General features: G+C 43.0%; 16 protein-coding genes. 8 read left to right on the forward strand and 8 right to left on the reverse strand.

Annotation, left to right across the window (positions count from 1 at the left end; all coding sequences use genetic code 11):
- The first annotated feature begins 2 nt into the window (after positions 1–2).
- The 3 genes from AC0VYI_RS06780 to AC0VYI_RS06790 all read left to right on the forward strand — a co-directional run bounded on the left by AC0VYI_RS06780 (position 3) and on the right by AC0VYI_RS06790 (position 2,776).
- Entirely contained in the window at positions 3–971 is a 969-nt protein-coding gene (locus AC0VYI_RS06780) for a phospholipase A (RefSeq protein ID WP_199477357.1), read from the forward strand.
- Between the two features lie 189 nt (positions 972–1,160).
- On the forward strand, positions 1,161–1,676 hold the full coding sequence (locus AC0VYI_RS06785; RefSeq protein WP_199477358.1) for a phosphatase PAP2 family protein: 516 nt from the start codon (positions 1,161–1,163) through the stop codon (positions 1,674–1,676).
- On the forward strand, positions 1,673–2,776 hold the full coding sequence (locus AC0VYI_RS06790) for an MJ1255/VC2487 family glycosyltransferase (RefSeq protein WP_199477359.1): 1,104 nt from the start codon (positions 1,673–1,675) through the stop codon (positions 2,774–2,776). Before AC0VYI_RS06785 ends, AC0VYI_RS06790 begins: the two co-directional genes overlap by 4 nt.
- 128 nt (positions 2,777–2,904) lie before the next feature.
- On the opposite strand, the gene AC0VYI_RS06795 is transcribed toward AC0VYI_RS06790, so the two are convergent.
- Entirely contained in the window at positions 2,905–4,350 is a 1,446-nt protein-coding gene (locus tag AC0VYI_RS06795) for an AhpA/YtjB family protein (RefSeq protein ID WP_475448185.1), read from the reverse strand.
- Positions 4,351–4,578: 228 nt separating this feature from the next.
- Between AC0VYI_RS06795 and serB the strand changes: the two genes are divergently transcribed.
- Positions 4,579–5,499 (forward strand): phosphoserine phosphatase SerB, encoded by a 921-nt coding sequence (gene serB / locus AC0VYI_RS06800; RefSeq protein WP_199477361.1) that lies wholly within the window; start codon positions 4,579–4,581, stop codon positions 5,497–5,499.
- 54 nt (positions 5,500–5,553) lie between these two features.
- Positions 5,554–6,474 (forward strand): LysR family transcriptional regulator, encoded by a 921-nt coding sequence (locus tag AC0VYI_RS06805; RefSeq protein ID WP_199477362.1) that lies wholly within the window; start codon positions 5,554–5,556, stop codon positions 6,472–6,474.
- Between the two features lie 24 nt (positions 6,475–6,498).
- Here AC0VYI_RS06805 and AC0VYI_RS06810 read toward each other — a convergent pair whose 3' ends face one another.
- The 4 genes from AC0VYI_RS06810 to moaA form a co-directional block, all read right to left on the reverse strand.
- Positions 6,499–6,936 carry a HepT-like ribonuclease domain-containing protein gene (locus tag AC0VYI_RS06810; protein ID WP_199477363.1) on the reverse strand — a complete coding sequence of 146 codons (438 nt, stop codon included), beginning with the start codon at positions 6,934–6,936 and terminating at the stop codon, positions 6,499–6,501.
- Positions 6,937–7,074: 138 nt separating this feature from the next.
- A complete protein-coding gene (locus AC0VYI_RS06815; protein WP_475448187.1) occupies positions 7,075–8,280 on the reverse strand; it encodes a molybdopterin molybdotransferase MoeA in 1,206 nt (401 codons plus the stop codon).
- Between the two features lie 5 nt (positions 8,281–8,285).
- Complete coding sequence (moaB, locus tag AC0VYI_RS06820) at positions 8,286–8,825, reverse strand: molybdenum cofactor biosynthesis protein B (protein ID WP_199477365.1); 540 nt, start codon at positions 8,823–8,825, stop codon at positions 8,286–8,288.
- Between the two features lie 13 nt (positions 8,826–8,838).
- Positions 8,839–9,834 carry a GTP 3',8-cyclase MoaA gene (gene moaA / locus AC0VYI_RS06825; protein WP_475448189.1) on the reverse strand — a complete coding sequence of 332 codons (996 nt, stop codon included), beginning with the start codon at positions 9,832–9,834 and terminating at the stop codon, positions 8,839–8,841.
- Between the two features lie 191 nt (positions 9,835–10,025).
- Here moaA and AC0VYI_RS06830 point away from each other — a divergent pair, with 191 nt between their 5' ends.
- Positions 10,026–10,886: an acyl-CoA thioesterase gene (locus AC0VYI_RS06830; protein ID WP_199477367.1), complete on the forward strand. Its 861-nt coding sequence runs from the start codon at positions 10,026–10,028 to the stop codon at positions 10,884–10,886.
- A 248-nt stretch (positions 10,887–11,134) separates the two neighbouring features.
- On the forward strand, positions 11,135–11,377 hold the full coding sequence (locus AC0VYI_RS06835) for a hypothetical protein (protein WP_475448191.1): 243 nt from the start codon (positions 11,135–11,137) through the stop codon (positions 11,375–11,377).
- Here AC0VYI_RS06835 and AC0VYI_RS06840 read toward each other — a convergent pair.
- Complete coding sequence (locus AC0VYI_RS06840; protein WP_475443627.1) at positions 11,345–12,094, reverse strand: IS5 family transposase; 750 nt, start codon at positions 12,092–12,094, stop codon at positions 11,345–11,347. The two genes, AC0VYI_RS06835 and AC0VYI_RS06840, sit on opposite strands and share 33 nt — an antisense overlap.
- Positions 12,095–12,228: 134 nt before the next feature.
- Between AC0VYI_RS06840 and AC0VYI_RS06845 the strand changes: the two genes are divergently transcribed.
- Positions 12,229–13,287, forward strand: a complete 1,059-nt coding sequence (locus AC0VYI_RS06845; RefSeq protein WP_475448193.1) for a GGDEF domain-containing protein — start codon at positions 12,229–12,231, stop codon at positions 13,285–13,287.
- Between the two features lie 47 nt (positions 13,288–13,334).
- Here AC0VYI_RS06845 and queG read toward each other — a convergent pair whose 3' ends face one another.
- Both queG and AC0VYI_RS06855 read right to left on the reverse strand, forming a co-directional pair.
- Complete coding sequence (gene queG, locus AC0VYI_RS06850) at positions 13,335–14,411, reverse strand: tRNA epoxyqueuosine(34) reductase QueG (RefSeq protein ID WP_475448195.1); 1,077 nt, start codon at positions 14,409–14,411, stop codon at positions 13,335–13,337.
- A 92-nt stretch (positions 14,412–14,503) separates the two neighbouring features.
- Entirely contained in the window at positions 14,504–14,764 is a 261-nt protein-coding gene (locus AC0VYI_RS06855; RefSeq protein ID WP_475431462.1) for a hypothetical protein, read from the reverse strand.
- Positions 14,765–15,083 lie beyond the last annotated feature (319 nt).

A 15,083-nucleotide genomic window follows, 5' to 3' on the forward strand; every position in this document is an offset into this window, starting at 1 on the left:
ACATGAAATGGTTGCTAGTACTGATATTATTTTCACCTTCTTTGTTGTGGGCAACAGAGAGTAAAGCACTGACGGATCAATCGTCTGTTAACGCTAAATCTGATACTTCCGATGATTCGACGCCGGAAGAACCAGCAGTTCCTGAACCTATTTCGGAACGTGCTAAAAAGGCCCATGGCCTTATACAGCAACGCATGGAACAAGAGCAAGCAACGGCCAATAATCCGTTTGTATTAACACCCTATAAAACCAATTATTTTTTACCTTTTAACTATAACCCTCACCCTGTCAGTAGGGCATTTTTAGGGGATAAAAACAGCTCAGATGATTTAAATGATGTTGAATTTAAATTTCAATTTAGCTTTAAAGTGCCTGTTTTATACGATGTGGTTGGTAAAAACAGTAGTTTATGGGTGGCTTACACTCAGCTGTCTTATTGGCAAGCTTACAATAGTAGCATTTCAGCGCCCTTTAGAGACACCAACTATGAGCCAGAAATGTTCCTAATGACGGAGCCCAAAAAAGGGCTTTTTGGTATTAAACCGACTTATGTAAGCTACGGTATTGTTCATCAATCGAATGGGCAATCAACGGCTTTATCTCGTTCTTGGAACCGTATATACGTTAACTTTTTGTTTCAGACTGAAAATACCGTTTATTCCATCAAGCCTTGGTACCGTATTCCTGAAAATGCGGCCGATGATGATAACCCCGATATTGAAAAATATTTGGGGTATGGGGAATTGACGATGGTGCATACCATTGACGATTATACATTTGATATGACCTTACGAAACAATCTTCGCACATCCGGTAATAAGGGGTCGGTACAATTAGGTTTTACCTTCCCTCTTTGGGGTAAATCGAGAGGTTACATACAGTACTTTAATGGTTACGGTGATTCGTTGCTTGATTATAACCACAGTTCACAAACGTTGGGAGTGGGGATTATGTTATCAAGCTGGTTATGAGTTAACGGGCTGTTTATTGTGAATGGTTTTTTCAATGCCTCGCATCATGCGAGGCATTTTTTTCTAGTCCGTGAAACCCTCATCATTTTACGGTGAGTATGTACTTCATACAGCTGTCATATAACTGCCGCTAAACTGACATTTTTCTATTCTATGTTAGGGGTAGACAAATAATGAGCGGGGTGGCGTATGAATATCCTTCAAAATATCCACGCAGTAGATGTACATACTTTTTCTTGGTGTATGGCACGTAAACATCGTGTTGGATTTACTCGAATTGGACGTGCTATTTCCTTTAGCGCGGATGGCCCATTGTATGCGCTGTTAGCTTTATCCCTATGGTGGTTAGAATTTAATACCTTGGTTTTGATCTTGGTGATGGGGTTTATATTAGAGCGTTGTTTGTATTTTCTTTTAAAGCGGGGATTTAAGCGTAATCGGCCTGCAGAGGCTTTGGAGAATTTTAGTAGTTTTATTATCCCATCTGACCAGTTTTCTTTTCCTTCAGGTCATACTTCGGGAGCATTTTTTATTGCCTATTGTTTAAGCAAATTTTTCCCCGAGTTTAGTGTTTTATTGTATGTCTGGGCCAGTCATGTAGGACTGTCTCGGATATTTTTAGGCGTTCACTTTCCAACGGATACGGTAATGGGAGCATTACTTGGAACAGCTTGCGCGGCCATCATGGTAGGAGTATTGGTGTGAGAATTTTGTACGGCGTTCAAGGGACTGGCAATGGCCATATTACTCGTGCACGTTCAATGGCAGCTGAGTTTCACCGAGCAGGCATTGACGTGGATTATATTTTTTCAGGACGAGACGCAAAAGATTACTTTGATATGGACGTCTTTGGGGAGTATCAAACCTTTCAGGGTTTGAGCTTTGTGGCGCGAAATGGCAAACTGGACATTGTCTCTACCTGTCGAAAAGCCAATGTCGTGAAGTTACTGAAAGACATTCGAACTATTAATACTCGCTCTTATGATTTGGTAATTACGGATTTTGAGCCCATTGTTGCTTGGGCGGCGAAACGCCAAGGAACCCCTAGTGTTGGGTTTGGTCACCAATATGCATTTCATCATAACATTCCGCAATTCAAAGGGAGTCGTATCGCTCAATGGATTATGATGCATTTTGCTCCTGCGACCACTCAGCTTGGTGCTCACTGGCATCATTTTGATCATGCAATTTTGCCGCCTTTGATTCTCATGGATAACAAACATAATAACCCTAAAGATGATCATGTCTTAGTCTATTTGCCTTTTGAGGACAGCGAAGAAGTCATGGAATGGTTGGAAGGGGTACCGAATTACCATTTTCGTATGCACTGTAAAGACATTGAGCCTGGTGTCTATGGCAATATAGAAGTCTTTCCTTTCAGTCGCATTGAGTTTCATAACAATTTAAGTGAGTGTGAATCTGTCTTGTGCAATGCTGGGTTTGAATTGAACTCAGAGGCATTGCAGTTGGGGCGTCGTATTTTAGCTAAACCACTGCAAGGTCAAATAGAACAACATTCAAATGCTATTGCTTTGGAGTATCTAAAACTTGCACACACCAGTAGCACATTGAGTTCATCGATTATTCAGAATTGGTTAGAGAGCAGTCGGGTCGTTCAGGTAAATTATCCCAATGTGGCGCGGGCTGTTGTGGGCTGGCTTCAGAAAGGAAATGACACGAAATTATCAACTTTATGTGAACAGTTGTGGGCACAAACGTCCAGTTTGTCCGGTGATATTGATTTTAGTTTTGATGGATCGACCACCGCAGGCTTGCGTCGGCGGCAACGTACAGTCCTAGTGTAAACCTATTTCAGGACTACAGGACAGAAGAGTATTAAACGCCTCTTTAGCAGTGCTAGGGAGGCGTATTTTGTGGCTTATCGGTATTGCTAAAACCTTTTTTTATACGTTTGTAACGGGGTAGGCCTGAATTAGTTGTTTGCATCTAACGCTAAGTTTTCATCAGCCCGGTTGATCTCTTTGATATATTGATAGACACGTTTTTGATATTTCTCAGCCAGACCTTTTACTTCATAAATTAAGATTTCATTTTCATCTATGTCAATGATCTCTGGCAAACTGGTAAACACTCGGTTTTGTATATCGTTCATGGTGAAAACCTGTTCACTGATGACCAGTTTATTAATGCTGGTGGATTGAGTGAGTTTGGTGATGTCATCCATTAGTTCGCCTATTTCATCTGCATCAAACGTGTCATTTTTCATCATCTCTGTAATATGAGGCGTTCCTTTGTGTAATCCGAGGTGGAGGTTCAAGGCGGGAGCGTCATGGTATAATTCGTTTTCTAATAGGGCTTCCGTTAAACCGATAATGACGTGAGCGGCACTAATGGCTTCCATATATAAATGATCGCCTGTGTCCTCTGCATTAAACAGGATGAGAACGGAGTCGTCTTGATATTGGTGGACTTGTCCATGAAAGCGTTCGGTTGTTTGGAAAATCGCACGGTAAATGGGAGTAAGTAAGTTGGCAACCTGAAGCGGTGTCATGTTTTCGTGCCATTCATTAATATTGAGAATATCGATGAAAAGCACACAGCTGCGCCGTTTTGACTCTGCTAAAATGGTTTCAAAATCGATTTCTAATTGTGTTTTTGCTGGTATCCCTGTGATGTCGTCAGAAATTGGTTCATCTATCGGTTCAGGTTTGGGCCATTCAAGGTTTTGCGCTTCATGAATTGCGTGACACAGTGCTCTGGCTTCTTTGAAGGCTGCATTAGGTAATTTCGCATCATGATGACCTTTTGCTAAGGCGTATAGGGCGTCGGTGGCATCATTGATGGGAGAAAACAGCCAGCGAGTGACTAAAACCACAAGCAATAGTGCGATGGCGCATATAAAAATCGAGACGCCGATTAATAAGTTGGTGAGGTGTTTAAGAGTCTCTTGCGCTGGTGTTTTGTCTAGTGTGATGAGGACATGGCCGACGACATCATCTTGAAAGCGAATGCTTGAGGTATACACCCTGTGTGTTTTAGAAGGGCGAAAATCGGCATTCGTTGGCTGCTTAGCGTTACCGCTGCTGGCTTCGGCTAATAGCTCATCTTTTTTATTATAAACACGAGCACTTAAAATATTATCGTCCAATACAAGACGATTGAGCAGGACATTCAGGCTGAGTAAATCATTCGTTAAAATCGATTGAGTTGCGTTAAAAGCGGCTTGAGTGGCTAAGCTGTTGCCTAATACATCGATTTGTTGATCCAAGTAGTTTTCTAAGGCTTGGGTGATGGTAAACCAAAAAAGCCCCACCGTTATTATCATCAAAGACATAAACGTTGTGATGGTAATTGCTGACGCCGATAGCTTTTTACGAAGGAAAGCGATGGCTTTGTTGCTTTTCATTTGCGTCTGCATTGATGCCCTTTAAATTTACTTATAAAACAATCAGTCAAGTATACACTTGGAGGCTCTGTTTTTCTTTACTGTTTGAGTAAAGGAAAATGCAAAAAAAGGTTCCTTTCAGTATAGATGTATCCGTCAGTGCCAAAAATAAATCATTGATGTTCGTTTGTTATCGTGTCTAGTACTTAGTTTCTGCAAACTGATTTGTTATAGTGGTCAGATTCTTTTTAAGGAGTGGTTATGTCTGCCAATATCACGTTAATGGGTGCCTTTGATGCAACTTATTTGACTCAGTTTACTACATGGCTAAAAGAACAAGCGGTTGAAGGTCATGCCACTTTTCTAACTCAAGAGTCTGAAGCTGTATCTGTTGTGCGAATGACGTTAGCAAACCCCATAGGGGATGATCGTCTAGAAAGCTTTCGTAATGCCTTGCTTATGCGGTCAGATGACACGCAAATTGATCATATTTACCAATCATCCACGCTGGATATTAGACAGGCGGGTGTCGCTGTATTTGATATGGATTCTACTCTGATCAAAGCAGAAGTCATGGATGAGTTGGCGATAGAGATGGGCATCGGCGAACAGGTTGCGGCGGTTACGGCAAGTGCCATGCGCGGTGAGATTGATTTTGTTGAGAGTTTTGTTCAGCGCCTTTCTTTATTAGAAGGATTAAGCTGTGATGTAATGGATGGCGTGTATCAACGCATCGTTCATATGGAAGGGATTGGTCCTCTGATGAAAGTGTTGCACCACTTTGGGTGGCGTACAGCAATTTTATCTGGTGGTTTTTCGTTCTTTGCAGATCGAGTGCGAGCCGAGCATCAAATGCATGAGGCTCATGCGAATGTTCTAGAGATTGTCGATGGCAAGTTAACGGGCAAGCATATGGGGCCTATTGTCGATGCGCAGCGTAAAGCTGACTTGTTAGACGCTCTGGTAGAAGAGACGGGATGTGGATGGTCTCAAACGATTGCCTGTGGCGATGGTGCAAACGACTTATTAATGCTTAAGAAGGCAGCATTAGGCGTTGCTTTACATGCTAAGCCTCTTGTCAGAAAGCAAGCACCTTGTCCGATAAATACCTTGGGATTAGATGGCATTTTATATCTTCTAGGTTTGTCTAGTGATGATATAAGAGCGATTTTAGAAAAATAACAATAGGGCTTTGCCCAATACAATAAGCAGAGTATCTGTGAGCGGAGTATTCTTTTGTCGGAAGTCAGGTTATCAGATGTTGATTTAAATCTTTTGTATATTTTTCAGGTTTTGATTGAAGAATTAAATGTAACTAAGGCGGCGATAAGATTGGATGTGTCGCAACCTGCGGTCAGTCGTTCGTTAGCGCGATTACGAGATGTGTTTGATGATCCGTTATTTATTCGGACTTCCCATGGGCTGTCCGCCACAACAAAGACATTAGAGCTGGCACCCGTTCTGAAAGAAACATTAGCAGGTTTAGAGCGACTGCTGCAGCCAGTTAACTTTATTCCCCAAACCAGCCAGCGCCGCTTTGTTCTTTCGACAACCGATTTTGGCTCCTTGACAGTCTTACCTAAAATTTTGGATGTTTTTCAGCAGTCCGCTCCCAATGCGACGTTGGATGTGAAGTCGTGGAATGAAGATGTTGCTCAAGAGCTGGATCAAGTCGATATTGATTTAGCCGTGGCGGTACTCTCTAAGGAACCGCCTACAGGGGTACGTGCCATGCGGTTAAAGAGTGACCGCATGGTTTGTTTGGCCCGTGAGAATCACCCTAATATTAAGACGGCGTTAACACTTGAAGGGTATTTACAAGCAAACCATGTGCAAGTCGTGTTAGGACGTCGTGCCTATTTTGCAGTGGATAGGGAGTTGGAGCGGTTAGGACATAAGCGTCATGTGTCGTTACAACTACCAACCTTTGTGCCAGCGGCCAGAGTGGTGAAAGACAGTGACTTATTGTTAACCGTGCCCTGTTTGTTTGCTCAAGATATTATGGCGACGATTCCAGGACTAACGATGCATCAACTACCGTTTAAAAGTCGTGATTTTGATTATTCTATGATATGGCATGAGCGTTTTCAGCATGACCCTGCTCATCAGTGGTTTCGTGGTCTGTTTAGAAAAGCATTTATTGATGAGGCAATATAAACTTCTGACGTTTATTTCCTATTCTTAGTCCTTTTCTTTTAGGTTGTTATCCAGTTGTGCTAGCCATTCTTGTGTGAGCGTTTCAACCAAACTATAGCGCCGTAAACTCATGGCGTCTTCTAACATGTCAAAATTTTCAGACAAATAGTCGTGTAGGATTTTATCTCTTAATTCGATTAAAAAACGTATTTGTTCCGCCTGTTGCAAGGTGACGTCATTATGTGAGACCAGTTGGGCAAATACTTCATCACGAGAAGAAATGCTGACTTGGTAGTGGTGCTTTAATACATAGCGTGCTAGATCTAACATGGAGGCAACAAGCAGTTGAAAGGCATGTTCTATGGCCATGCTTTCGTCTTTTGTTAACGTGAGGCTTTTGTCTCGCTTTCTAAATTTATCCAGTCTAACAATCATATCGTGCTGATGACGATAAAGTGATTGTTCCCATTCTATATCGCGCATAAGTGCATTCTCCATGATTGCTTACGAATGTAGGGTGATAATAAAAAGAGCCCTAATGGACTCTTTCTAGTTTAGTTTAAATTATCGTAAGCACTATCTTTTAGCGCACTTTTACACTTATTTCGTATGCTGGGGCGTTTAGAAGCCAGTAAAAGGGTAAAAGTCGTAGTGATTGCCATATTCGACTTTGGAATGCGCCTTGATATGTAAATAGCCTTGGCTTTCGCAGGCGGCAAGTAACGCGCCAGAGCTTTGCTGTGGGTGAGCATAAGCGAGGCCATCGTCACCAATGGCAACGCGAATAAACTCATCCCGTTTGATGGTTTTTTCTCGACTAAAACCTGCGATCACAGGGTAAGCTCTATCACAATCAAGGGCCTGTCCTGCACTTTTCGCCAATAAACGTCGTGCAAACCAATGATACGTCACTAATGTCGAGCTGGGATTGCCGGGTAATCCTAAAAATGGGGTGCCACTTAGGGTTGCATGAACCAATGGTTTACCTGGTTTAATGGCAATTTTCCAAAGATGCACTGAGCCTAGCTTTTGCAAAATGCTTTTTACATGGTCTTCTTCTCCAACGGAGACACCACCGGATGATAAGATCACATCGCTGCATTGCAGTAATTTTATAATGGCTTTTTCGGTCGCCTCAGGAGTATCTTCGGCATGAAGACAATCGGCAACCACGTAACCAGATTGCTGAACAAGGGCACTTAGCATAGGGCCATTAGAGTTGTAGATTTGCCCTTCTTGGAGGGGATGACCTGCTGGGACTAATTCATCTCCTGTGGTTAATATGCCGACTCGAAGCGGCGTAAAAACCTTGAGCTCGGTGAGACCAAGGCTAGACAAAAGGCCAATGTGCATGGGCGTGATTTTTGTCCCTTTGGCTAGAACGGTTTGCCCTAGTTGGATGTCTTGTCCTTTGGGGCGGATGTTATCCCCTTGTTTAGGAGAGGTGTTATTGGAAAAAGGAAAGCGAACACCCTGTTCTGAGACGTCTGCTTCTTCTTGCATGACAACAATATTGGCACCCGCAGGAATATTAGCACCAGTAAAAATCCGCACGCAGGTATTGGGAGCTAATCTTTCTGGGGCGTAACCGGCAGGAATGCGTTGACTAATGGGAAGGCGTTTATCGCTTTGCCAATCCTCAATACGAAAGGCGTAGCCATCCATCGCACTGTTATCAAAAGCGGGAACCGCTTGTTGGGCGCAAATATCCTGCGCCGCAATGCGATTTAATGCGGCCGCTAATAAAATGGATTCGCATGCTACCTGCTGGCTAACACCATGCTCGATGGCATGTAAGGCCTCTTCAAAGGGTAAAAGTTCAGACATACCTGTTAGACCTCATGTAAGCTCGGCTTGAATTTCCCCAATAAAAGCTCAACAAAATTACAGGGACGATGTGTCGAATCCAATTGTTCTTTTAAAATGCCATTCCAAGCGGTTCGACAAGCGCCAGTCGAACCAGGCAGACAAAAGACTAAGGTATTATTTGCCAGTCCAGCAACGGCTCTTGACTGTATCGTGGAGGTGCCGATTTCTTCATAGGATATCTGACGGAATAGCTCTCCAAAGCCTTCAACTTGCTTATCAAATAAAGGAATCATCGCTTCTGGAGTGCTGTCTCTAGAGTAAAAGCCGGTGCCTCCTGTGATTAGGACAACCTGTACTTTTTTGTCGGCAATCCACTGGGAAACAACAGCACGCATGTCATAAATATCGTCTCGAACGAGTGCTCGCTCAATAAAGTGATGACCTGCTGCTTCAAGCATAGTGATCAAAGCATCACCAGAGGTGTCTTCTGCTAAAGTTCGTGTATCTGACACGGTAAGGACACAGATATTTAAAGGACGAAAAGGGGTTGGAAGTTTGCTCATAATGGTTCCTTCGTTAGCCTCCTGTTGCGCTCATAAAACGCAAAATTTGTGGCGGATCTTCAAGGTTAAAGTGGTGTTGGTAAGGTTTTAAAGCAAGGGCGCTGATGATACCTTCCTCTAACACGCCCTGTGTAACGGATGGGGGGCGTAAAAAAGGTTTTAAATCTTTTGAGTGTTCGTTGCCAAGACATAGTAATAAGCGGCCTTCTGCGGTCAGACGAACACGGTTACAGTCACTGCAAAAGTTATGACTATGAGGCGAAATAACGCCGATTTTATTTTGGTAACCTGCTACATTGTAGTAACGTGTCGGACCGCCTGTGGTTAAGTTGGATTGCGTTAAGGCAAAGTGCTGGCTCAGCCTGTCGATAATATCATCACTGGACAGGTAAGCTTCAGCACGGTCATGGTCGTGAATCATACCCAAGGGCATTTCTTCGATGTAGCTGATGTCCATTCCCCGTTCAAGAGCAAACGCAGCAAGAGGTTGGATCTCATCATCATTGTGGTTTTTCAGAATAACGCTGTTCAATTTAAGTCTTTTGAATGCCAATGACGTCGCTTTGTCTATACCATTAATGACTTGTTGAAATTTATCACGTCGAGTGAGTTTGAAAAATCGTCCGGCATTGAGTGTGTCTAAGCTGATGTTGATACGAGAGACGCCAGCATCTAATAAACCTTGTGACATTTTTTCTAATTGCGAGCCATTGGTTGTAATAGTGAGCTCTTCAAGACCGTCGGTCTTAGCGATTTGTTCTAAAGCCCATAAAAGGTTTTTACGGACCAGTGGTTCGCCACCCGTAATGCGAATGCGTTTGGTGCCCATTTTGATAAAGGTTTTAGCGACTTGAACCACTTCTTCTAAGGAGAGGATATGGCTTTTAGGGATGAAGGTGACGTCTTCATCCATACAGTAAGTGCAGCGGAAGTCACAGCGATCTGTCACAGAAATACGTAAGTAGTCAATTCGACGACCATATGGATCGATTAACGATGATGTAGCCAACAGAATTACCTCTATTAAATCCGTGATTATTCTAACATTGATGCTGTTAGGTCATACAATGCACTTTATAATTGAATTATCATTGATGAGTGTATCAGATTTAACTGGGTTGTCAGTTCATTCGATAATTACCACTATAGAATGTCGTAAAATACCCTTAAAATTCTATGTAGGGTAGAAGAGGAAGTGATATGAATAATGTCGTTCATCATTTGATTGATTTATTAAAGTTGGAGCGCTTATCAGAACATCATTTTTTGGGGCGTAGCCAAGATATTGGATTTCCCAAAGTGTTCGGTGGTCAAGTGGTTGGTCAGGGGTTGAGTGCCGCGACTCAGACTGTTGAAAATCGCCGCCCTCATTCATTACATTGCTATTTTTTACGTCCTGGAGATTCCAGTCAGCCCATAGAGTATCATGTCGAAGTGGTTCGTGATGGACGAAGCTTTAGCTTGCGGCGTGTTATGGCCAATCAGTTTGGTAAATGCATTTTGGTCATGACGGTGTCGTTTCATATTGAAGAAAAGGGCTTAGATCATCAGGTGGCGATGCCTAATGTGCCAGGGCCTGAGTGTTTTCAATCCGAGTTGAGTTTATATCGTGCTCACGCCAATGAAATTCCTGAAAAGGTCAGAGGCTTGTTTACTGCTGATCGACCAATAGAGTATCGAGTAGTGGAAAATCAGAATCCGTTTCGGCCACGCCCTGATATGCCGCGTCGGCACATGTGGATCCGCAGCGTTGAAACACTCCCTGATGATCCATTAATACATCAGTCTATGTTGGCTTACACGACCGACTATGGCTTTATTCAAACCGCACTTTTACCACACGGGATTTCGATTAATAATCCTCATTTAAACGTTGCCAGTTTGGATCATGCTATTTGGTTTCACCGTGATTTTTGCTTAGATGATTGGCTCTTATATGTGGCAGACTCGCCATCTGCCAGCCATTCTAGAGGGTTTGCGCGAGGGCAGATTTTTAATCGCAGTGGTCAATTAGTAGCTTCGACCGCCCAAGAAGGGTTGATAAGGTATAACGGGGAATAATAGGGGGTAACGGTATCAAACTTTATATCGTGTAGCCCAAGTCAAAGATAGGCTGCACGATCTGAAAATAAGAGGGTTTTGTTTGGCAATTGTGCATAGGCTAAGGTTCACTCAAGCTTGGGTTTATGCAAATGTTTCTATCAAAATGAATGCAGTGGCTTTTTCGCAGCTTGGAGAGGGTGATAGGTCAAGATTAAGAGGGCAGTCTTCTAGATGTTAATGCTGGTGCAAGTTGTTGGGGATTCACTGTGACTAGGTGTGCCCGTTTTACCCATTTTGTTGTAGGTAATATATTGGGTTGCTATGTCTGCATCAGTGTTATTGTCTATGGCGCTCTACTGTTTGCCAATCATGTTGAAATACAAGCAACACAGAAGCATCACGTTGATCAGACGGTTGCCTTGTTGATTCAGGAAATTAAAGATTCTTCTGTGAATTCATTAGGGGCTGTTGATCTTTCACATTGGCAGCCAAATGATCGAGCAAGCTAACGCTAACATGCTTTCAAAATGAATTTTCAACTTATCATAACGCGTGGCTATCGCTCTAAAATGTTTGAGCCGAGCAAACGCATTTTCAACTAAATGCCGATATTTGTATAAACACCAATCTATATCGGCGTTTCCTTTTTTCGAATTTTGCTTTCTAGGAATGACTGGAGTCGAGCCGCATTGACGAACTTTCTCGCGAATCGCTTCACTGTCATAACCTTTGTCCGCAATGATGAAATCTCCTTGTGGCAAGACCTCAATAAGGTCATTGGCCACTTTACTATCATGAACTTCTCCGCCTGTGATTATGAACTCTATTGGTAAACCATAACTGTCTACAGCAAGGTGGATTTTGCTTGTATTACCGCCACGACTCAGCCCAATCGCTTGATTTTCCTCAGAGGATGCGCCCGAGCTGTGTTGATGCGCTTTTATATAGCTGCCATCAAGAAACTCCCATTCCGTATCCTTATTGGCCGATAAGGATTTGAATAGCCTGAGTAAAATTCCTTTTCTGGACCACAGTAAAAAACGACGGTAAACCGTATTCCATAAGCCAAAATAGTCTGGTAAATCTCGCCAAGGGCAGCCGACACGCAACCGATAAAGAATGCCTTCCATCGTGTATCGATGCTCTCGCTTGTTATAGACTCTATCTTCAAGCAGAATAGCTTTTAGCTTCGACCACATCTCATCAGTGAGCATTAATCGGGGCATGGTAATCTCGTTGTATTTGTTTTTGGCGAAGTAAATTATACGAGATTACCTTCTTCGCTCACAATTCAGACAAAGATCAACAGCCCCTAGACGTCGGAAATTTGTCTCTTGATAGCAGTGGACTTTTTTTTGAGGTGAGTCGCCAGTTAAACCACGAAGGTGTTAAAGGCGTTTTTCTTCAAACAGCAGATCATTCCACTCCCATCTTTGATCATATTAATAAGGAAACGTCCGCTTTAGATACATGGATCTATCCTTTTTCTGTGCGAGAGCAACCAGTGCGGCTCTGCGTGTATGTTTCTAACGATAAAGTGTGGAGAATGTTTGTTCATCGGTTGCTTTGGTATATGGGGTTACTTTTTATTCAGATTGCTGTTATCTGGCTCTTACTGCATTGTTTTGTCGTTAGAGGGTTAGGAAAGGCGGTCAGTGGAATACAGCAAGAACTTAGTCAGATGAATTTAGACGATCCAAAAAGGCTGTATGGAAATACCAAGTTTCTGCATTTTTTAGAGTATCAGTGGATACTTAATGGCATGAATAAAATTATCCATGGTTTGGCGGCTTCGCGTCGAGAGCTATCTGAGTTAAACAGTCAGTTAGAGGAAAAAGTGGCGCAAAAGACACAAAGTCTTGAAGAAAAAAATATGACTTTAGTGCAGCTAAATAAAAAACTCTATACCCTTGCCAATACTGATTCTTTAACACAGGTCTATAATCGAACGCGTTTTGACCTACTGTTCAGAGAACATGTGGCCATGGCGGAGCATAAAAAAACGCCCTTATCGCTTTTGTTAATTGATTTAGATAATTTTAAACGAATAAACGACCAGTTTGGCCACCAGGTGGGGGATCATGTTTTATATGTTACCGCCAAGCTGCTTGAAAGTGTTGTGATGGACGATGGCATTGTTGCCCGCTGGGGTGGGGAAGAGTTTGCTGTGTTGTTGCCTCATATTGCTATCCAACGGGCACAACATATTGCAGAAACCCTGCGACAGCGCTTGGAAATGGCGTCCTTTGATGATCCTGCTATCCAAGTCACCATGAGTGTCGGGGCCTCCCAGCTATTGCTTGGAGAGAACGGTATGAGTTTATTAAAACGTACGGATGCAGCCATGTATCAGGCCAAAAATATGGGGCGAAACCAAGTCATAGTAGACGCCGGGCCTGACGAAAAGGGCATTTCTTAACCAGGTTAGATGCATAAGGGTGAGAAGGCAAAGTCTTTGTCTTAGCGTTACTGGCTTAAATGCTGTTTTAAGGCCCAGTGAATGTGTTCATTGACCAATTCAGATCTGCTTAATAGCCCTTTCTTGAGAGCGTCTATCGTCTCTTTGTTAGTAGGGGCATTACCTAATGCCACCGCAATGTTTCGTCGCCAATTTTCATAGCCAGTTCGCCTGATCGGTGACCCTTCAGTATTTTTTAAAAACGTCTCTTCGTCCCAGGCAAATAACGTGATCAGATCTTCTGAATCCAGATCATGTCGGGGTTGAAAGTCGTCTTCTTCGGTGTGTTTGGCAAATTTTGTCCAAGGGCAGACTAGTTGGCAGTCGTCACAACCAAAAATTCGATTGCCCATTTTGCTTCTTAGTTCAACAGGAATGGGACCTTTATGCTCAATGGTCAAATAGGAAATACATTTGCCAGCATCCAGTACCCAAGGCTCAACAAATGCATCCGTTGGGCATTGAGTCAAACAGGCGGAACAACTGCCACAATGTCGAGTGTTGGTGGGCTGATCGACGGGTAAGGGGAGGTTGGTGAAAATTTCCCCCAGTAAAAACCAACTGCCCGCTTTGGGTGTGAGTAACAGGGTGTTTTTGCCAATCCAGCCCATGCCTGCTTGTTCAGCAATTTGCCTTTCTAGCACAGGGGCACTATCGACAAAAGCGCGATAGCCATGGTCGCCGATTGCTTCTTGAATCTTTTTTGCTAACTGTGTTAAACGTTTGCGGATGAGTTTGTGGTAGTCTCGCCCTAAGGCATAACGGGCTATATAGGCCTTTTCTTTTGTTTTAAGTCGCTCAACGGTTTCGACTGACTGCGGCAAATAATGCATACGTAGGGAAATTACCCGACGAGTCCCCACATGTAGCTGCTCTGGATGAAAGCGCATATCGCCATGGTTGGCTAAATAATCCATTCCTGCATGATAGCCGCTGTCTAACCATTTGTTAAAATCCTCTTTATATTGTTCAAGGTCGGGGGCGACAATACGAGCATCGGCAAAGCCCAGTTCAGTGGCCCAGCATTTTATCTGGTCTACTAAGTTGGTCAGATTGTCGGGATGAGAAAGTGCAGGTGGTAACAAGAGAATAACCAATCGGTATTTGTAAGGTAAGACAGCGATGGGGTTAGACGGCCATCTTGCCGTCTAACCAGAAGCAATCAATCACTAAACAATCAATAAAGCTGTGAATCGCCTTTTACCACATCCATCAGTAGCTTGATGAACATGCGGTCGGCTTCGGTGTGATTTTCTTGTATTTTTATGGTCGTTTGATTAGAGACTTCTTCGGCAATGCGTTGGTACGCATTCGGTTCGCGAATATTCTCTTTCGCAATACGAATTAACTCCCCAGCAAGCTCAGGATCCATTAACATTTTTCGGAAACAACGTAAGAATTCATCAATAATTCGTTGTTGGCTCAGTTCGTTAGCCATGTTCAAAACTCCTAGTCAAATTATGCCGCTATCACACCACGAAGTGTTTTTTAGGGCAAGTCTTATCCGCGCTCTTTTTCTTAGTATAGAGATATTCTAGTTGACAGTCTCTGGTTGTGTTGCGAAAATCAGGGTTCAATTTATTCGACAACACCCTGTCGATGACTTCTTTCTATGGGCCAATCAGCCCATCTCAATCAGATAGACCTCTGATTAGCACAAATAGAATAGGGTTAAGTATACCGTATTTTATTCCCCTCGCGAAAAGACGCGGACAGTGTAAAAACTGCGATTTATTGCGTTTGAGTGTTACTTTTGT

This window comes from Marinomonas sp. 63XJN7_9_ISO-PGPR-S23-217 (genome assembly GCF_056173515.1).